The following is an 18,498-nucleotide window of genomic DNA, read 5'->3' on the forward strand; positions in this document are numbered from 1 at the left end:
CAGCGTTGTTGCGGCTTAGGGGACTATCATGGCCGACGAAAAGAAGTCGTCTCGCTTTCCATCCATTCTTACCGGGCTTCGTGGAGTGCTGATGCTGCTTGCGGGGATTTATGCCGTGCTGTTTCCCGGCGCGGCCCTTCTTGTGCTTACCACGTTGGCAGCGGCGTTGTTTGTCATCGACGGCGTTCTGGGCCTGTGGGCGATCACTTTCGGGGGCGGCAAGACCGGCAATTTCTGGTTCGACGTGGTGCGCAATGCCCTCTCGATCGTTGTGGGCATTCTGATCCTCATCTCGCCGCTGCTGGGTACGCTGATTACGGCGACCTTCCTTGTCTATCTGGTGGCCTTCCAGGCGATACTGGTCGGGGCTATGGAGATCGTGGTCGTGGTGCGCGAGCGGCAGCTTTACGCCAAGATCTGGCCGGTGCTTCTGAGCGGGGTGCTTTACGTGCTGTTCGGGGCGCTGCTTGTGTTCTGGCCACTTGAGGCCGCTGTGGCCCTCGTCATGGTTGGTGGCGTGCTGATGGTGGTCTTTGCGTTCGGCCTGCTGGGGCTGGCATGGCGGCTCTACCAATCGGGCCATTGAGGCTGTGAATAACGGGGGAAAGCGCACGGGCAGGTGACAAAGCGCGAGCCAGTGCTTACCTAAAACATATGCGCTTTTCCGATCATTTTCTGGACGAGATTCGAAACCGCCTGTCGATCACGCAGGTGGTGGGTGAGCACGTTGTCTGGGACAAGCGCAAATCCCAGCCCGGCAAGGGCGATATGTGGGCCTGCTGCCCCTTCCATGGCGAAAAAAGCCCCAGCTTTCATGCCGACGATCGGCGGGGGCGCTATCACTGTTTCGGGTGCGGTGCCAGCGGGGACCATTTTCGCTTTCTGACCGAAAAGACCGGGATGAGCTTTCCCGAGGCGGTTGAGCTGCTGGCCGGGCGCGCGGGTATCCCAATGCCCGCGCGGGACGAGAAAGCGGAAAAGCGCGCCGAGGCAAGACGGTCGCTCTACGACGTCATGGAACTGGCGACGGCCTATTTTGTCGAAGCGCTGGCGCACAATGTAGGTGCTCGGGCTCGGGGCTATCTGCTCGAACGCGGTGTTTCGGGCGCCATGCAGCAGAGGTTCAAGATCGGGTTCGCGCCCGACAGCCGTAACGGGCTGAAGGAATTTCTGGCGGCCAATGGCGTTTCGGCCAGGGAGATGGTCGAAACCGGGCTGGTGGTGCATGGCGATGACATTCCGGTTCCTTATGACCGATTCCGCAACCGGCTGATGTTTCCGATTACCGATTTTCGCGGGCGGGTGATCGCCTTTGGCGGGCGGGCGCTTTCGGCCGATGTGGCGGCAAAATACCTCAATTCGCCGGAAACCGAGCTCTTTCACAAGCGCCTGACGCTCTATAACGGACAGGCGGCGCGGCAGGCCGGCTATGACGGCAAGCAGCTGATCGTCGTTGAAGGTTATCTCGATGTCATTGCTGCCGTTGCGGCAGGATTTGACGGCGCGGTAGCGCCGCTCGGGACGGCGCTGACCGAAGATCACCTCAATCTCTTGTGGCGGATGACCGATATTCCGGTGCTGTGCTTTGACGGCGACAGTGCCGGCATGCGTGCGGCAGAGCGCTCGATCGATATCGCGCTTCCGCTGCTCAAGCCGGGCAAGAGCGTTTCGATCGTCACGCTGCCCGGCGGGCTCGATCCGGACGACCTTATCAAGCAGCAGGGGCGGCAGGCCTTCGCCGACCTGATTGCGAATGGTCGGTCGCTGGCCGATGCGGTTTGGGCCATGGAGACGGCGGGGGGCATTCCTGAGGCGCCCGAGCAGCGTGCGGCGCTGGAGGCGCGGCTGCGTGAACGGGCGGCGCGGATCGCCGATGTTTCCGTGCGGCGTCATTACAGTCAGGCGTTCGACGAAAAAATCTCGTCTCTGTTCGTTTCGACGCGCGGGCAATACCGGCGGGACGGACGGAACAACGGGTTCGACCAGCGGCGTACGGGGCAACGCGGCAATCCCAAAATGCTGGTATCGGACACTCTGCGCAATTCGCGGCTGCTCAAGGGTGGGGCAACGCCGGGCGTCATTCCGCGGGAAGCCGTGATTCTGATGAGTCTCGTCAACCACCCCGAACTGGCGCAGGCCCGGCTCGAAGCGCTGGCCGAGATCGAATTTCAGTCCTTGCCGGCACGGCAGGTTCTTGCGGCATTTCTCGATCTCGTGACAGTGCATCCCGATTTGGGGCCGAACGGGATCGCCGAGGCGCTGATCGCGCGCGGGCACGGGCCGGTCCTCGACAAGATGCGCGGCCAATTGGCGCGGCAGGGGATATGGCAAGCCGATGCCGATACGGCGCAATCGGACGCCGAAACGGGATTAAAACACTCGCTGGCCTTGCATTACAAATCCGTTCAACTAAATAGGGAACTCAAAGCAGCCGAACTGGCGCTAGGCGAAGACCTGAGCGAAAACGCATTCGAGCGGCTGCGTGACATCCAGAATCAGATTTCCAGTGTCGACGGTACTGAGGCATTGATCGAGGGATTTGGTTCGCTATCCGGGCGTGCGACGCGGAGTCTTTGAAAAAAGATGATTCGTGTCTGTGCGCTTTTGCGTGTATGGAGCGCTCCTGCAGCAAATGGATTCGAATCAGAATCAGGGTTGTTTCGCACCAATGAAGCGATTTGTTAACCCTGTGATGTCTTTCAATCCCAGTTCCAGTGCGATCATCGGGTGATGACACCAGTGCCGCAAAACCAGGGTGCGGCTCAGGAGAGCGAACTATATGGCCACCAAGGCAGCCAACCAGACCAAGACCGAGACGGACAACAAGCCGGAATCGCAGACCGAAGCTCCCGACGGGCCGCTTCTCGATCTTTCCGATGCCGCCGTCAAGAAGCTCATAAAGACCGCCAAGAAGCGCGGCTATGTGACCTATGAAGAGATCAATGCGGTTCTGCCTTCGGAAGAAGTGACCTCCGAGCAGATCGAAGACATCATGGCCATGTTCTCGGACATGGGCATCAATGTCGTCGATGAGGACGAGGTCGAAGAGGCCGAAGCCGACAACAGCAACGACGAAGAGGGCGGCGAGATCGCGACGACGGGGACCACAGCGGTCGCCAATACGTCCAACGCCAAATCGGGCTCTGATCGGACCGACGATCCGGTGCGCATGTACCTGCGCGAAATGGGATCGGTCGAGTTGCTCTCGCGCGAGGGCGAAATCGCCATCGCCAAGCGCATCGAAGCTGGCCGCGAAACCATGATCGCGGGGCTGTGCGAAAGCCCGCTCACCTTCCAGGCCATCATCATCTGGCGCGACCAGCTTGCCGAAGGCGAGATTTTGCTGCGCGACATCATCGACCTTGAAGCCACCTATGCCGGACCGGACGCCAAAATGGCGGACGCGACGGCGGGCAATGATGACGAGGACGAAGACGAGGATGCGCCGGCTCCGGCCGCTGTGCCTTCCGGTGCCCCCGCATCGCGCGCCGAGCGCCCCGCAAAGGGTGAAGGCAGCGAGGACGAGGGCTCGGGCGAGGGCGGCCAGCCTGACGACGACGATGATGACGACGAGTACGAGAACAACCTCTCGCTCTCGGCCATGGAGGCTGAACTCAAGCCCCAGGTCGTCGAGACATTCGATCGGATCGCCGAGACCTATGGGCGGATGCGCAAGGTTCAGGACCAGCATGTCGAGGACCAGCTTGCCGCCAAGTCTCTCGACGCCAGCGAGGTCAAGGAACTCGATGCGTGGCGCACCCGGGTGATTTCGGACGTGAAGTCGCTCTCGCTCAATGCCAGCCGTATCGAGAGCCTCGTCGAACAGCTCTACGACATCAACAAGCGCCTCGTGCGCAACGAAGGCCGCCTGCTGCGTCTTGCCGAGAGCTACAAGATCAAGCGTGACGATTTCCTCAACGCCTATTATGGATCCGAGCTCGATCCCGACTGGGCCGACAAGGTGTTCGGGCGGTCTGAAAAGGGCTGGGCGGATTTCGTGGCTCGCGAGCGGGCGACGATCGACGAGTTGCGCGCGGAAATCCAGACGCTTGCCACCGAAACCGGTCTCGATATCGCCGAGTACCGCCGCATCGTTTCCAAGGTTCAGAAGGGCGAGCGCGAAGCCGCCATTGCCAAAAAGGAAATGGTCGAGGCCAATCTGCGTCTCGTGATCTCGATTGCCAAGAAATACACCAACCGCGGCTTGCAATTCCTCGATCTTATCCAGGAAGGCAATATCGGGCTGATGAAGGCCGTCGATAAATTCGAATATCGGCGGGGCTACAAGTTCTCGACCTATGCGACCTGGTGGATTCGGCAGGCGATCACCCGTTCGATCGCCGATCAGGCGCGCACCATCCGCATTCCGGTGCATATGATCGAAACGATCAACAAGATCGTGCGAACAAGCCGCCAGATGCTCCACGAGATCGGCCGCGAGCCGACGCCGGAAGAGCTATCCGAAAAGCTGCAAATGCCGCTCGACAAGGTGCGCAAGGTTCTCAAGATCGCCAAGGAGCCGATCTCGCTCGAAACGCCGATTGGCGACGAGGAGGATTCGAACCTTGGGGATTTCATTCCCGACACCAATGCGATCCAGCCGATCGATGCGGCGATCCAGTCGAACCTGCGCGAGACCACGACTCGGGTTCTCGCCTCGCTAACGCCGCGTGAAGAGCGTGTTCTGCGCATGCGGTTCGGTATCGGCATGAACACCGATCATACGCTCGAGGAAGTGGGCCAGCAGTTCTCGGTCACGCGCGAACGTATCCGCCAGATCGAGGCCAAGGCACTTCGCAAGCTCAAGCACCCAAGCCGCAGCCGCAAACTGCGGAGCTTTTTGGACAACTAGAGCGCTTGGCGTTAGGCTCAAGGCAAATCGGGGCGGCCATTGGCCGCCTCGAGCATATGGAGGGTTCGAGATGTCGTTTTGGAAAAATCTGTTCGGCGGTGGTGGTGACAAGCAGCCTGCAGCGCCCAGCATCGAGGCTCAGGAAGAATTCGAGGGCTATCTCATCAAGGCCACCCTTATGAGATCGGACGGTGAATACCAGATCGCGGGAACCATCGAAAAAGAAATCGATGGAGAGACCAAGACCTATTCGTTCATTCGCGCCGACAAATTTACCGACAAAGACGATTGTGCCGCGGCCACTCTGGGCAAGGGCCGGCAGATCATCCGCGAACAGGGTCGTTTCCTGTTCGATTAAGTTCGGTCTCACCGTCGAAAATCAATGCTGGGCTGTCGCGTTGGCGGCGGCCCTGTTCAGTTTCAGATTGGAAATAGCATGGCCAGAAAGCCAACAATGCGCACCGAATTCGTGCTTTTCGACATCGTTTACGAGGATGGGAGCCAGCGGTCCAATCGCAAGGTGGATTCCGGTCTGCTGGGCGGGCTCGATGGCGACGAACCCGCGCTGACCGCCATCATGGAGCAGGACCGGGCCATCTCAGAGAAATCCGGGGTGCCGCCGCTCAAGATCACGTCGATCAAGCGCAGCGGCAAGAAGTAGGATCGAACCTAGAGCATTTCAGCGCTTCCTTGAATCGCTTAAATTGCCCTAAGTCTTTGTTTTATCGCGCTTCCGAACCGGATACGTGGTAGCCACTTATCCTGGAAGCGCTCTAGGACGTGCTGACCGTGGGTTCCGGAACGATTTCCGGGCGGCCCGTTGAATCCTCGCTGCCTACGGTCAACGCGAACCAGCCGAAAGCCAGAACGGCGAGAATAGCGGCCACCCGCAGTGCGATGTTGCCTACGCCTGCGTGGCGCGTCTGATCGGGGTCGAGATAGGTCATAGCAAACCTCCCGCTTCCGTGTTCGGTCAATGTTAAGCGCGAAACCGGGGAATCGTTCCCAGAAAGTTAACGTGCCGCGGCCTTGTGAATCTCGGTCACCAAGGCGTCGGGCAGGCTGAGCCGATTGGCGAGGGTGTCGAGATAGGCGCGCTCGGTCGCCGTATCAGCGTCGATGGCAACAAGCGAGGCCGCGTAGATTTCAGCTGCATGTTCGGGGGTATCGGCGCCGCGCACCACCGCTTCGATATCGAGCGGGGTTGAAAGCTCGTCAAAGACGAATGCTTTTTCCTGGGCCGACAGGTTCATGTCCTCAAGCCTTTGAAAGATGCGTTCCTTCTCGTCGGCGTCGATACGACCATCGGCCTTGGCGGCCGATATCATGGCGCGAACCAGCGCCTTGCCCAGCGCTTCCTGGCCGGTTTCGTCGGTCCGCGCGGGCATGAACGGACCTTCGGGCGGAGTTTCGACATCTGCCGCGGTGTTGTCCTGCCTGCTTTTTTGCCAGGCGTTGTAAGCAAGCCCACCGATTGCAGCGAGGGCGCCATATTTGGCAATCTTTTTGATGCCCCCACCGCCCAGCAGCATGCCCGCCGCAAGGCCGGCAGCGCCTGCGCCAGCGGTGCGTTGCATGTTGGGGTCGGTCTTGAGGGCCGTTACGATCTTGTCGATGTCGAGCATTGCGTAAAAAGAATCTCCGATGATTGCCGAGCCCCACAGATGGGGATTGCGGGCAAAGTGCGCAAGAATTCTTTCCAATCTTTAAGGGTGCCCCGTATCGTTGCGAACTGAAGAGCGCGGAGAATCCTCAATGGAGAAGGTCGACTTCAAAAAGCGGCTCAAAACGCTTTACGGCCCGACAAAATCGAAAGGGCTGCACGTCGTCCAGGTGCCCACCATGCGGTTCCTGATGATCGACGGGCATGGCGATCCCAACGTCGAGCGGTCCTATCGGGAGGCGGTCGAAACGCTGTACGCAGTCGCCTATGCGCTCAAATTCGCCTCCAAGACCCAGCTGGGCAGGGACTATACGGTTCCGCCGCTCGAAGGGCTGTGGTGGGCAAAGGACATGGAAAGTTTTGTTGCCCGCGAGAAGGACAAATGGGACTGGACCATGATGATCATGGTGCCCGACTGGATCGGGCCGGCCATGATCGCGGCGGCCATCGAAACGTCGCGGGCAAAGAAAAAGCCGACAGCGCTCGACCTCCTACGGGTAGAGGCGTTGGAGGAGGGCAGGGCCGTGCAGGTGCTTCATGTCGGCTCTTACGACGACGAAGGGCCCGTTCTGGCCCGGATGCATGAGCAGTATATGCCCGACAATGGCTGGGTGCCGACGGGCCGGCACCACGAGATCTATCTCGGGGATCCGCGCAAGACCGCGCCGGAAAAACTCAGGACCATATTGCGACAGCCGGTAAAGGAAAGGCCGGGGGATTAACCCCGGCCTTTCTTGCTCGGTCGATATGTGCCGTGCTTAACCGGCCGCACCGGTCATCGGGGTGATGAGCGGGGTGATCCGGCGGATCGTAACGCGACGATTTGTGCGCTCGGCGGCCTGGGTGTTGACCTTGAGGTAGCGCTCGCCATAACCCTGCGTGGCAAGGTTTTCGGCGGGGACGCCATAGACACGGGTCAACGCATAGGCAATGGCCTCGGCGCGGCGGTCGGACAGCGCCAGGTTGGAGATATCCGAGCCCACAGCGTCGGTATGACCTTCAATCAGGAAGGTTTCGGCCGGGTTCTGGGCGATTAGTGCCAGCATGGCGTTGGCCGTTGCCGAGAGCGTGCCGATCTCGCTTTGCGAAATATTGGCGCTGCCGGTGTCGAAGGTCAGATCGGCGATCTCAAGGCGCCGGACCATGTCGCGCAGACGCGACGAGCGTTTGACTTCGTCGATCGTATAGTAGCGCTGGATGGTCTCCACCGGCGGCTGGTGGAGGAACGTGGCGACCTGCTGCTCATTGGCCGAGGACGCGTTGAGCACGTATTCGCTGGGCGGAATACTGAGCACCAGCGGCGGAAGCTGGCGACCCGGATCGATCCAGCGGCCCTGTTCGTCATAGCGGCGATAGCTGGGATCGACATAGACCAGCAGGATTTCGCGCCCGTCGGCTTCGATGCGCGAACGGCGGATGATATCGCCATACTGATCGCGGATCGTCACGATGCGGCTGCCGTCGGCGCGCAGGATGGTCTCGCGGGTGCGACCTTCAGACAGGTTCTCGACATAATACTGCTGATCGTCGGGATAGACGATGCGCGGAGTGTCGGGCGTGTCGATGAACTGGTTGGCACCGATCGCAAAGATCGTGGCCAGACCAATGGTGGCGATGATTTCTGCGTTGGACGGACCTTCACGGACCGGACCGACGAGAACGCCGCCCTGCTGGTTGGTCTGTTGCTGGGCAGACCCCTCCTGAAGCTGGGCACTGGCCGATGCCGTTGCGGCCTCCTCGATTTGCTGGATCGACACTTCCTGACGGTCCTGGCCTTCTTCTGAGTCAATCGAGGGAATCTCGGTCACGTTGACTTGTTCGGGGGCAGGGGCGGGCTCTGCGGGTGCTTCGGCCTGGGCCTCTGCTTCGGCCTCAGCGTCGGCGTCCGCCTCAGCTTCGCCTGCCACTTGGGCGTCTGCATCGCCCTGTTCGTCATCCATCACGCCAGAGGCAGCGTCCTTTTCGCTATCGAGGAGCGGGGCAACCTCGCTGGCGTCGATGCCCTGAGGAACGATTTCGCCCTGAACGTCACCTTCGAGAACGATGCTGTCATCCATGTCCTGGGCCGGCTCGCCTTCCGGCGCAGCTTCGCCTTCCGGCGCAGCTTCGCCTTCTGCGGGCACTTCCGCTTCAGGGGCGGCCGGTGTTTCGGCCATGCCGTCAAGTTCGGCCTGAACATCGATGATGTCGAGTTCGATATCGAACCCGGTCAAGCAGGCGTCGAGGTCGGTTTGTCCCAGAGCCTCGCAAATGCCCCGAAGCTCGGCCTCGGCATCGATCACAGCCTGTGCGGCAGCACTGGTATCGCCACCGGCCGCAACCGCTGCCTCGAATTCAGCAACAGCGGTTTCATATGCGGCGACAGCTTCGAGCAGGGAAGCTGGAGCCGAAGATTCAGCTTCGGCGGCAGGCTGCTCGGCAAGAGCGGCGGGCTCAGCTGCCGGAGCTTCAGGTGCAGGCGGGGCCTCGGGTGCAGGCTCGGCTTCTTCCATGGTTTCCGGAGCCGGAGCAGGCTCTTCGACCGGAGCGGGCGCTTCAGCCGGGGCCGGTTCGGGCTCGGGGGCAGGCTCTTCCGCCGGTGCGGGCGCAGCTTCCTCAGCCGGGGCGGGCTCGTCGGCTGGTGCCGGAGCGGGTTCTTCCACCGGAGCGGGTTCGGCTTCGGCTTCCACGGGAGCGGGCTCGGCCTCTACGGGAGCGGGCTCGGCTTCCGCGGGAGCGGGTTCCTCAGCGGGCGCCGCTTCGGGGGCGGGGGCCTCAGGTTCAGCCGCAGCTTCCCCTTGGGCTTCGACCTCCATCTCGGCTTCGGGCGCCGGAGCGGGAGGCGTTATCTCGCCGCCTTCGAACATGGCGATACAGGCATCGATATCGGTTTGACCGATAGCTGCACACAAGGCGCCGAGTTCATCGCGTGCGGCCGCCAGGGCTTCCTGCGCTGCGGCCACGTCGCCACCGCCGGCTTCGGCGGCTTGGAGCGCAGCCTGTGCCTCAAGATAGGTTTGAATGGCTCCGGACAGAGCCGGGGGCGCGGCCTGAGCCACGGTGAAAGTGGTATCGCCGCTTTGCGCAAACAGCGGCGCCACAGGGGTGCCGAGCATGAGCATAGCGGTACTGGTCAAGAGCAATTGTTTGAGCTTCATGGGATTTTCTCCTCTGCCCCCCGGCAAATGATGCGACCGCTCAACACGGTCACACGAAAGGGATACGTAACATTGTCAAAATGACGCCAAGCTGAACGAAAAAGGGGGCGTGTCCTGACGACACGCCCCATATCTGAAATCTTATTGTGCCGGGGCCACTTCCACGGGGGCCGCTTCAGCCGGGGCGGCTTCGGCGGGTGCCGCTTCAGCCGGAGCGGTTTCAACCGGAGTAGCCGCCTCTGGAGCAGCCTCTACCGCCGGAGCAGGTTCGGTTACCGGGGCTGTTTCGGTCATGGGCGCGGGCTCGACCGCCGGAGGCGTCGTTTCAACTGCGGTGGGGGCCGTATCCACAGGAGCGGGTTCGCCGCCACTGAGCGCAATGAACCCAATAATCAGCACTGCCAGAACAAGCACACCGCCGATCCACCAGCCGGCGCTGCCGCCGGAATTGACTGCATAGACGCGCTCGCGTTCGGTGCGATTGCGATCCGTGTAGTCGCGATCAATATCAGCCATTTTCAATCTCCATTCTTTTCAACACCGGGGGCGGTTAGCCGCGACAGGGTGTCTGGGGTCGAGCGCGTGCCATCCAGGCGCATTGCAGAAGGGCGTTGCAAGAACCGTCGAGGCAGCACGCGCTCGAGATGTCACAAAAACGCGATCAGGCCGTTTGGGTTCCGCGCCACCTTTGCGATAGGGTTGCGCAGGCGGGAACAGGCGGTGCGCAATGGAACAATCGAGCGAGACACTGGAGATCACCACGCGTGGGCAAGGGCTTTACGAATTTACCCCCGATCTGGGGCGGTTCATGGCATCGAGCCGTATTCGCGAGGGGATTTTGACGGTCTATTGCCGGCACACCTCGTGCTCGCTGCTGGTCCAGGAAAACGCCGACCCCGACGTTCAGTCCGACCTCAAAGCATTTTTTGCCAGATTGGCGCCGCGCAACATGGAGTGGATCACCCATACGACCGAGGGCCCCGACGACATGCCGGCCCACATCAAATCGGCGCTGACCCAGACCTCGATTTCCATTCCGGTCAACGATGGCAGGCCGGCCCTGGGGACCTGGCAGGGCATCTATCTTTTCGAGCATCGCGATGCGCCGCATCGTCGCCAGATCGTCCTGCACATCCTGGGTGATTTCTAGATCAAATCCGCTTTTCGCTTGCGCTGCCCTTCGGGTCTTCGAATCGCGGATTGTTTCGTCGCACGTCCGAACCGCAAAACCGTTTCCATCCCCGATCGGGTCGAGGACATGCTTTTGCTGGAGGCGCTCTGAGGCTCGACATCGATGGAGAAGTGCTCAATATTCCCGGATCCCCGGTGGCAAGAGAGTCGGGGTGTATCTTATACTCCCACAAAGTGCGCATGACGGCCCCGCGCCCAGAAACAGACCTCCTTGTCCGACCTCATCACACAATTTCTTCCCTTTGCCTTTGGCCTGGCGCTGACCGGGGCTGTGTCGGGCGTCATGGCTGGCCTGCTCGGCATAGGCGGCGGCATCATCATGGTTCCGTCCATGGTGTTCGCCTACCAACTGCTGGGCTACAATCCCGATGTCATCATGCATGTGGCGGTGGGCACATCGCTGGCGGTCATCATTCCCACCGGGATGCGCAGCGCACGTTCCCACGGCAAGCGCGGGGCGGTGGACGGCGGGATCGTCAGGCTGTGGGCACCCTGGATCGTGGCCGCATCGCTGCTGGGCGGGCTGATGGCAGGGCTTTACAGTGCCGCCGCGCTCAAGATCATCTTTGGCGTTATGGCGCTTTTCATAGCGCTCAACATGGCATTGCCGGTCCAGCGCAGGCTCATGGAAACGCTGGCGGGCGTGCCGATGGTCAATCGCATTTCGGCGGCGGTGATCGGGTATATATCGGCGCTTATGGGCGTTGGCGGCGGATCGCTGACCGTTCCAACGCTCACAGCGTTCGGAACACCGATTCACACGGCAGTGGGAACCAGTTCGACGCTGGGGGTCATCCTGGCCGTTCCTGCGGTGGTGGGCTTCGTCATCTCAGGATGGAATGCGACCGGCACGCCGCCGTTGAGCATCGGCTTGTCAACATCCCCTCATTCATTTTGATTGGGGGCCTCGCCACATTGACCGCGCCGATTGGCGTGGCGCTGGCGCATAGGCTGGACGCCAAGCTGCTCAAAATCGTGTTCGCGATCTTTTTGATCGTCGTTGGCGCCCGTATGATCGTGCAGGCGCTCGGCGGCTAAAAAGGCCGGACCCAGCGGATCCGGCCATTTCAGCGTTGCATGACAAATTTCTAATCGCGGTCGTCTTCGATTTCCCAGGCGACGGTCGCGGTGATCGAATAGGACATTTCGCCCGCTTCCACCGGAACCGATCCATCGGCGGCCATTTCCATGGCCTGGGCGCGATACATGGGCATGGGCGGCTGCTGCATGTCGACTTCTTCGATCCTTTCGATCGACCCCAGGCGCAGCCCGGCAGCGCCGGCATACGTCTCTGCCTTGGCCAGGGCGTCGGCAAAGGCGAGCTTGCGGGCTTCTTCCTCGAGCTTGGTCACTTCGTCAACGGCGAAGACAATGCCATTGATAGTGTTGGCGCCGACGGTTACCGCCTGATCGAGAACCGACCCGAGCGCTTCGAGGTCGCGCACCACGATGGTGACGGTGTTGGATACCTGATAGCCCTGAATTTCCGGCGGCAGGTTGTATCCATTGTCGTCGCGGCGGTCCGAATAGACATATTGGGGACTGACGCTGAAATCGGAGGTCTGGATGTCTCGATCCTGGAGACCCGCTTCGCGCAGGGCGGCGACGAGATCGGCCATGGCGGCCGAGTTGGCGTCAAGCGCTTCGCGCGCGGTTTGCGCCTGCGTCGTTACTCCGGTGTTGATGGTGGCCATGTCCGGCGCGGCACGGACTGTACCGGTTCCGCTCAAGGTCATTGTGTCGGCAAGCGCCGGGCTTGCCAGCAGCGCGGCCATCGCGATGGGTGCGAGCGTCAGAGGAAGGCGCATGATTGGTCTCCTGGAATTCCTGGTCGTTGGAAATTTGTTGTGCCCCACGCAGAACGATCAAGTTTTCCTAATGCATTGAGACGGATTTGCGGCAGCCGAGCCAACTGCCGGGAAAAACGGTAAACAGGCACAAAACCCCATGGACCTCAAGGCCTCGACCCGCTAGGAGAACCAAGCGTGGGCCCGTAGCTCAACTGGTTAGAGCCGACCGCTCATAACTTTTGGATTCGGCCAAAAGTGTCATCACCGGAGATGCCTGTTGTACGGGGCTTTCGGTGTCGATCCTCGGACCTGAGTGGACTACGGCCCAGGAAACGTACTTTTCGAGGTCTTGCATCAATCCTCGCGATGAAGCAAAAGGCCGAGGGTAGGGGCGTGTAGCATAACGGTTAATGCCAGCCGCTCATAACGGCTCAGATGGGGGTTCGATTCCCTCCGCGCCTACCAAACTTCCTCCTTTCTTCAGTCCGGGACTCAACGCATCGGTAAAAGGTCCCACCAGAAGTCTGTCTGCCGTGCTCTTCGATCAGCGCCAGCATCCGATGAATTGAGCCCTCCCATTGCCGCCATTCAACTTTGCAATTGGCCTCCCTCAAACCTGCCGTTCGCTGAGACGGGCTGGAAAAGGCCCATAAATGTTGGAGTGACATTCGGTCATCGCGATGCGAGGTATGAGTTCAGTTGCGCCGCGCGTTCCAGACACGCAACGGGACAATGAAAATCCCGGCCAGCACAGCGGTCATCAAGTCATCACCCATTCCGCGTCGGCGTGGCCGCCATGCTCAAGTGCGCAATATCGAAAGCGCCCGCATGTTGCCAGTTGCTTTTCGGCGGACGGTTTCTGCCGCCTGTTCACCATCATCCCTGATGGGTGCAGGCTTCCCTTTCCATTCTACCGGATTTGGTCGCACCTGAATCGCTGGCTATTCCGACGAACCACGCTGACGTCTAGCAAAGCCTGCCGCTTGCAAGTAGATGACCGGGGGAGCAACCCCCGGCCATCCAAGACTTATCGGGCCTCAAGCCAATCTAGCATTTCAGCGATTTCGCGCTCCTGCGCGTCGACGATTTCTTGCGCAATTTCCTTTACCCATGCGTCCTCGGCATATTCGAGGGCCGCGTTGGCCATCGCGAGAGCGCCCCGATGGTGCGGGATCATGCCGCAAATGAAGGCGACATCGAAGTCTTCGGCCATCATGGCCGCCATCATATCGCTATGCATGGCGCTCATATCGGCCATCATGGCCTGGTGGCCCTCGCTCATTCCTTCCATCATTGTACTCATATCCATGTCCATCGACATGCCGGTCATTTGGTCGGCGTTCTCGAGACAGATTTCGGGTAAATCCGAGCTTTCACTGGCTTCGGCATCCATGCTCATGCCGTCCATCGACATGCCGGCCATATTGGAATGGTCCATACCCTGTGCCAACGCCAAGGACGTGGTGCCGGCAAAAAGCATTGCAAAGCTGAGGATCTTGATAGTCTTCATTGATGTTCTCCGATTTGAAACTTCATTTTTCACGCAGTTCAAACCAGAAGCCTTGGAGGAGGCGCAGGAACCCTGGGCCCTTGCCCATTTCGTTTCAGGGCGGGGTTAATATCAACCAGATCGCCCGTTCGTTCCAGGAGGAGGGGGCGAACTGAATTGGCCGGCATCAAGCAACAGGCGATCGTTCCGCATTCATCGTGGGCATTTGTATTGTGCTCGACGCCATGGTGTTCTGCCGTTTCTTGACCATTGTCCGGCAGAGGCCCGCTCATGGCGCCTGGCGCGGCCAGCAAGCTGACTACAGCCAACAGGGGAAGAAGGATCGATTTGAAAAATTGCGGCATCCGACGGATCAAAATCTTCCATGGGCGACGCCTCGGCATAGGGCGTCTTCGGGTGGACCTGGGTGGCTCAGTTCAGTATGGTGGCGAAGGTAGTCAGCGTATTGGGGCAAATTGCGGCGGTGACCGGTTCAAGGGCGAATCTGATTTCGTGGAAAACGCTTTTGCGCCTCTTCCTTGCGGTGGGGGTGATTGTTGTCACTCTCCAAGCGACCCATGCCCCCCTCCATCTCCCGGCCCCGGAGTCGCTTTTACAGTCGGTTGAAAGGTCCGCAGAGGCGCCGATCCAAAAGAGCATGATTGACGCTGGCCAGCACGACAACATCGATCATGTCCATGAAACACCGATGATCGTCAGTGCACGCTGGGTGAACCCGGCTGATTGGCTACCTTCATGGAACCGCTCTCATACCCGGACAGAAGTACCGGAACGTGCCGCTTTGATCTATCAGCCGCCGAGGCCGGAACAGCGCGCCTAGCCGCTGTGTGTCCGATCCGCTGAACGTCCGTATCAGCGGTGACGAGATATGATCAAAACTTCAGATTCCGGTATGACCAATGAACCGACCCATCCATGGGCCAGCGCCAGTTTCTGGCGTGGGCGCGCCGATGTTGCTCTCGACCGCCTTCCGATACGCCGACAACAGTTACAATGCGGTTCGCTTGATCGCTGCGGTAAGTGTCGTTCTCTCTCACTCGTTGCTTTTGGGCCTCAACTCGCCGCGCTACGACCCGTTGAGCTGGGCCGCCTACGATTTAGGGGCAACAGCCGTTAATGTTTTTTTCGTTTTGTCTGGGGCGATGCTCACCAACAGTGTGTTGCATAGAGGTCTTGCTCGGTTTGCGCGAAATCGGTTCCTGAGAATTTATCCAGCGCTTCTCGCCAGCGCCGTGCTCATCGCTCTCCTTGTCGGCCCGTTCGGGACAAGTGCGCCTCTTTGGGAGTATTATTCAAATCCTCAAACCTGGCTCTACCCGCTCAACGTCGCCTGGAACTTCGAGGGCGCCGTGCTGCCGTCCATGTTTGAACACGGCCGCTACCCCGGCGATGTCAACGTGCCGCTGTGGACGATAAAATACGAAATCCTCAGCTATATTGTTTTTGGGATCGCCGCAGCCCTTGGACTTCTTCGCCATCCGTCCATAGCGTTTGCTGTGTGGGCGGCGTTCGGACTGGCCCTTTTTGCCAACGTTGGCGTCGATCCCAGCGGTGAAACACCACTGGAGAGCCTATTCCGATTTGGGTTCGCCTTTCTCACCGGGGTGGTGGCGCGACGTTCTGGCGAAATCATCCCCCTTCGGTTTGGTTGGGCAATCGCAGCCCTCGCCATAGCAGCGGTCGGCACCGGGACCCGATTTGGCGAGGTAACCTCGATCATCGGGATAGGCTATGCATCACTCTACGTGGGCAGCAAGAATTGGGGTCGGATTGCAGCGTTCGCGCGCCGACATGACCTTTCTTACGGCATCTACCTCATGGCCTGGCCAATCCAACAACTTCTAACGCGTGAGCTTATCTGGTTCGGACCGCAGATTGTATTGCTGTTCCTGATCTCGAGCGCCATTTCCGGAGCATTGGCGTATTTTTCATGGAAATTCATCGAACAGCCAGCCCTTCGTCGGAAGGAAGCGCCGACGCCAGAGAATAAACCATGAAAGGAAAAAAGAAATTTCGACGCCGGAGGCCGTGCCGGCTCTCGCTGGTGATGAGCTGGACCGCGGGCACGGCATTTTTGGGAATACTCTTAATCTTTGCCAGTATTCCGCTGGTTACCAAGCCTGTACAGCGGGCGCCTGCTACCGCATCCTCCGATGCGTCAGGCGTTCCGATCAATGTCAGTGCCAGCCTCGGAGACGATGGAATGCTGACCGTCTTCATTGGATTGCCTGTGGATCGAGCCGATATCATCGATCCACAGGTTGAAGTGGTGATGCCCGCACATCAGATGAGTGTAAGGGCCAACGTCTTGTCGGCAGGGCCCAGAGCTTTCCAAGCCAGGGCGAAGCTCCCAATGGCCGGGCAATGGGAAGTTCGTGTCAGCATTGGACGTGACTTGATAAAGCTACCAGTGGAAGCGACCGAGGTTGAAATGTAGCCATCTGAGCGAAGGCCCGCTCTCACTGATCCATTAGAAATTCAGCCATGTCCCTAATATGCTGATCCATCAAATAGCTTGTAGAGAGGTGAACGACTTCTGCCATTGCGCCTCCAAAAGCATCACCGGTTGGGGTCAGCCCGGTGCGCAGCGCCGCAATCAGGCTTTGTTCGGTCCAGCCCGCATCGACAAGCGCCTCGGTTGTGATCGGGGGTGCAGTCCAGCCCGCAGCTCCCCCTGACGCGCCAGCGAACTGAGCGGCGGCATCCAGGCCACCGGCGAAATTTCTCGGCGTATGGCAGGCAGCGCAATGGGCCGGGCCCTCCACCATGAATCGTCCGCGATTCCATGATGTCGATTTGGTCTGGTCCGCCGCATAGTCTGCAGGCTCGTAGAAGAACGTACGCCAGAGCTTGACGCCCTGACGAATGCTGAAAGGCAAGGGAACATCGTTCTCGTCAGGAACAAAGCTGGATGGTGGAACCTCCTGGACCGCGGCCCACATGTCGGCCAGATCGCGATCGGTAAGGGTGGCATAAAATTCGAACGGGAATGCCGGGTAATACGGCGATCCATCAGGTGCCACCCCGTGCCTGACGGCCCGCACAAAATCCTCGAACGCCCAATCGCCGATGCCGTAGTCAGGGTCGGGCGTAATGTTTGGGGACACAAAGGTGCCGAAGTCGGACGTCAACGCGACGCCACCGGCCCACGGTTCGCCACCCTCGGCCGTGTGGCAAGTGACGCATCCCGAAAGGCGGGCCAGATAGGCCCCCCGTTTCGCATCTCCGACGGCTTGAGACGATGAATCTGGAGCGGATGTTGGAAGGAATATCCATATTGCCAGACCCATGCCAATACCACCCACGAGCAGGATAGTTACAAGCGGCCATTTGAGATCGATATTGGGCCAAGTCACTTGCGAAACACCGTGTGACAAGCCGAGCAGGTATTTGCGATATCGGATGCTACAGCGGCGGCGCTTCGGATTGGTGGCGTTTCCGATTCAGGCGGCGAGGAAATTGAGGATGTTTTTGGAGCCAATCCGAGCAGAACCGAAGTGTTCATGCTCGCCCAGTTATTAAGTGCGGCCCGAGCAGGTGCTCCAGGGTCTGGCAGGTCAGTCGTTCCAGCGAGTTCTTGTGCCAGGCGTTGGAGTTCCTGGGCATATTGAGAAAACAGGGTAAAGTCTTCCCAGATTTCCGGCCGGGCCTCCGAAGGAAACTCTGTGCTGCCCTCGGGAAAGAGCTGCGTCATCGCGCTGCCGGAATGAGCCGCAATCATTGCGGCGGCCTCTTCGACAACAGCCGGGGTGGGATCGGTTTCCCCGCTGATGATCGGCGTCAGGACTTGCATCTGCTCCCCCAGCATCATCATGCCCATCATGCGTTCAGCGACGATGCCAGTAGCGCCGTTGTGCGCGAACGCGGCAGCACAGCCGGTCGCTGCGCCGGCAAAGGCCAGCGCATAAATATATGTTCGCTTCATAGTAGATCTCTCGGTTGGAACTCGAAGACTGGGGTCAGTCAGACCCGGGAGTTCGTCCGAGGCGGGGGAGGGTCGACGATGAACCGTGACAGCTTCAGTTCCGGTGCCGATCCGGTCCAAATCGGTGCATTCACACGAAGAGAGCGATCCGTAAGTGGCGATGGCAAAAGCAGCAACGGCCCGCAGTGTTGGGTCCCATGGCCGGGATGAGAGTCGTCGGAAGTCGAATGGTCCGCCGATTCCAACCCATGGACATGGTCGTTCACTGCGAAATCCTCTGTTGCATGGAGGTGAGCGGTCGAAGTGACCATCAACACAAATGCCAACAGTATGGTTTGCAGTATCGTCAACTTTGGGCCGTCTTGATTCGCGCGAGGAAGGTTGATCGTAACGACGATGATGGTGTGATTGGGGCCATCGGGCCCCAATT

At 59.8% G+C, this 18,498-nt stretch carries 20 protein-coding genes and 1 tRNA gene; 13 read left to right on the top strand and 8 right to left on the bottom strand.

Annotation, left to right across the window (positions count from 1 at the left end; all coding sequences use genetic code 11):
- The first annotated feature begins 28 nt into the window (after positions 1 to 28).
- The 5 genes from ACP148_RS04370 to ACP148_RS04390 all read left to right on the top strand — a co-directional run bounded on the left by ACP148_RS04370 (position 29) and on the right by ACP148_RS04390 (position 5,513).
- Positions 29 to 586, top strand: coding sequence for an HdeD family acid-resistance protein (locus ACP148_RS04370; RefSeq protein ID WP_421951371.1), 558 nt, complete (start codon positions 29 to 31; stop codon positions 584 to 586).
- A 68-nt stretch (positions 587 to 654) separates the two neighbouring features.
- A complete protein-coding gene (dnaG, locus tag ACP148_RS04375; protein WP_421951372.1) occupies positions 655 to 2,577 on the top strand; it encodes a DNA primase in 1,923 nt (640 codons plus the stop codon).
- A 202-nt stretch (positions 2,578 to 2,779) separates the two neighbouring features.
- The gene (gene rpoD / locus ACP148_RS04380; protein ID WP_421951373.1) at positions 2,780 to 4,852 is read left to right on the top strand and encodes an RNA polymerase sigma factor RpoD; all 2,073 of its coding nucleotides are present in this window, start codon (positions 2,780 to 2,782) and stop codon (positions 4,850 to 4,852) included.
- Between the two features lie 70 nt (positions 4,853 to 4,922).
- Positions 4,923 to 5,210: an HlyU family transcriptional regulator gene (locus tag ACP148_RS04385; RefSeq protein WP_421951374.1), complete on the top strand. Its 288-nt coding sequence runs from the start codon at positions 4,923 to 4,925 to the stop codon at positions 5,208 to 5,210.
- A 78-nt stretch (positions 5,211 to 5,288) separates the two neighbouring features.
- The gene (locus ACP148_RS04390) at positions 5,289 to 5,513 is read left to right on the top strand and encodes a hypothetical protein (protein WP_421951375.1); all 225 of its coding nucleotides are present in this window, start codon (positions 5,289 to 5,291) and stop codon (positions 5,511 to 5,513) included.
- Positions 5,514 to 5,625: 112 nt separating this feature from the next.
- Here ACP148_RS04390 and ACP148_RS04395 read toward each other — a convergent pair whose 3' ends face one another.
- Entirely contained in the window at positions 5,626 to 5,799 is a 174-nt protein-coding gene (locus ACP148_RS04395; RefSeq protein WP_421951376.1) for a hypothetical protein, read from the bottom strand.
- Between the two features lie 66 nt (positions 5,800 to 5,865).
- Positions 5,866 to 6,477, bottom strand: coding sequence for a tellurite resistance TerB family protein (locus ACP148_RS04400; RefSeq protein WP_425033148.1), 612 nt, complete (start codon positions 6,475 to 6,477; stop codon positions 5,866 to 5,868).
- Between the two features lie 130 nt (positions 6,478 to 6,607).
- Between ACP148_RS04400 and ACP148_RS04405 the strand changes: the two genes are divergently transcribed.
- Positions 6,608 to 7,237 (top strand): GyrI-like domain-containing protein, encoded by a 630-nt coding sequence (locus ACP148_RS04405; protein WP_421951378.1) that lies wholly within the window; start codon positions 6,608 to 6,610, stop codon positions 7,235 to 7,237.
- 36 nt (positions 7,238 to 7,273) lie between these two features.
- Here ACP148_RS04405 and ACP148_RS04410 read toward each other — a convergent pair whose 3' ends face one another.
- Both ACP148_RS04410 and ACP148_RS04415 read right to left on the bottom strand, forming a co-directional pair.
- Positions 7,274 to 9,652 carry an OmpA family protein gene (locus ACP148_RS04410; RefSeq protein ID WP_421951379.1) on the bottom strand — a complete coding sequence of 793 codons (2,379 nt, stop codon included), beginning with the start codon at positions 9,650 to 9,652 and terminating at the stop codon, positions 7,274 to 7,276.
- Positions 9,653 to 9,793: 141 nt separating this feature from the next.
- Positions 9,794 to 10,168 (bottom strand): hypothetical protein, encoded by a 375-nt coding sequence (locus ACP148_RS04415; RefSeq protein WP_421951380.1) that lies wholly within the window; start codon positions 10,166 to 10,168, stop codon positions 9,794 to 9,796.
- A 211-nt stretch (positions 10,169 to 10,379) separates the two neighbouring features.
- Between ACP148_RS04415 and ACP148_RS04420 the strand changes: the two genes are divergently transcribed.
- From ACP148_RS04420 to ACP148_RS04430, 3 genes are all read left to right on the top strand, one after another.
- Positions 10,380 to 10,802, top strand: coding sequence for a secondary thiamine-phosphate synthase enzyme YjbQ (locus tag ACP148_RS04420; protein ID WP_421951381.1), 423 nt, complete (start codon positions 10,380 to 10,382; stop codon positions 10,800 to 10,802).
- A 252-nt stretch (positions 10,803 to 11,054) separates the two neighbouring features.
- Positions 11,055 to 11,741, top strand: a complete 687-nt coding sequence (locus tag ACP148_RS04425) for a sulfite exporter TauE/SafE family protein (RefSeq protein ID WP_421951382.1) — start codon at positions 11,055 to 11,057, stop codon at positions 11,739 to 11,741.
- A 17-nt stretch (positions 11,742 to 11,758) separates the two neighbouring features.
- On the top strand, positions 11,759 to 11,881 hold the full coding sequence (locus tag ACP148_RS04430) for a hypothetical protein (RefSeq protein ID WP_421951383.1): 123 nt from the start codon (positions 11,759 to 11,761) through the stop codon (positions 11,879 to 11,881).
- Positions 11,882 to 11,931: 50 nt separating this feature from the next.
- Here ACP148_RS04430 and ACP148_RS04435 read toward each other — a convergent pair whose 3' ends face one another.
- Positions 11,932 to 12,651, bottom strand: a complete 720-nt coding sequence (locus ACP148_RS04435; RefSeq protein WP_421951384.1) for an SIMPL domain-containing protein — start codon at positions 12,649 to 12,651, stop codon at positions 11,932 to 11,934.
- A gap of 371 nt (positions 12,652 to 13,022) precedes the next feature.
- On the opposite strand from ACP148_RS04435, the gene ACP148_RS04440 reads away from it, so the two are divergent.
- A tRNA-Ile gene (locus ACP148_RS04440) sits at positions 13,023 to 13,098 on the top strand.
- A 562-nt stretch (positions 13,099 to 13,660) separates the two neighbouring features.
- Here the strand turns inward: ACP148_RS04440 and ACP148_RS04445 are convergent.
- Positions 13,661 to 14,143, bottom strand: a complete 483-nt coding sequence (locus tag ACP148_RS04445) for a DUF305 domain-containing protein (protein ID WP_421951385.1) — start codon at positions 14,141 to 14,143, stop codon at positions 13,661 to 13,663.
- Positions 14,144 to 14,549: 406 nt separating this feature from the next.
- Here ACP148_RS04445 and ACP148_RS04450 point away from each other — a divergent pair, with 406 nt between their 5' ends.
- From ACP148_RS04450 to ACP148_RS04460, 3 genes are all read left to right on the top strand, one after another.
- Entirely contained in the window at positions 14,550 to 14,963 is a 414-nt protein-coding gene (locus ACP148_RS04450) for a hypothetical protein (RefSeq protein ID WP_421951386.1), read from the top strand.
- A 130-nt stretch (positions 14,964 to 15,093) separates the two neighbouring features.
- Positions 15,094 to 16,140: an acyltransferase family protein gene (locus ACP148_RS04455; RefSeq protein WP_425033151.1), complete on the top strand. Its 1,047-nt coding sequence runs from the start codon at positions 15,094 to 15,096 to the stop codon at positions 16,138 to 16,140.
- The gene (locus tag ACP148_RS04460; RefSeq protein ID WP_421951388.1) at positions 16,137 to 16,580 is read left to right on the top strand and encodes a hypothetical protein; all 444 of its coding nucleotides are present in this window, start codon (positions 16,137 to 16,139) and stop codon (positions 16,578 to 16,580) included. The genes ACP148_RS04455 and ACP148_RS04460 overlap by 4 nt, the downstream gene beginning before the upstream one ends.
- A gap of 22 nt (positions 16,581 to 16,602) precedes the next feature.
- On the opposite strand, the gene ACP148_RS04465 is transcribed toward ACP148_RS04460, so the two are convergent.
- Positions 16,603 to 17,499 carry a cytochrome C gene (locus ACP148_RS04465; protein WP_421951389.1) on the bottom strand — a complete coding sequence of 299 codons (897 nt, stop codon included), beginning with the start codon at positions 17,497 to 17,499 and terminating at the stop codon, positions 16,603 to 16,605.
- Entirely contained in the window at positions 17,496 to 18,068 is a 573-nt protein-coding gene (locus ACP148_RS04470) for a c-type cytochrome (RefSeq protein ID WP_421951390.1), read from the bottom strand. The genes ACP148_RS04465 and ACP148_RS04470 overlap by 4 nt, the downstream gene beginning before the upstream one ends.
- Between the last annotated feature and the right edge of the window lie 430 nt (positions 18,069 to 18,498).

Origin of the sequence: Pelagibacterium sp., assembly GCF_965249125.1 — a bacterium.
GTDB lineage: Bacteria > Pseudomonadota > Alphaproteobacteria > Rhizobiales > Devosiaceae > Pelagibacterium.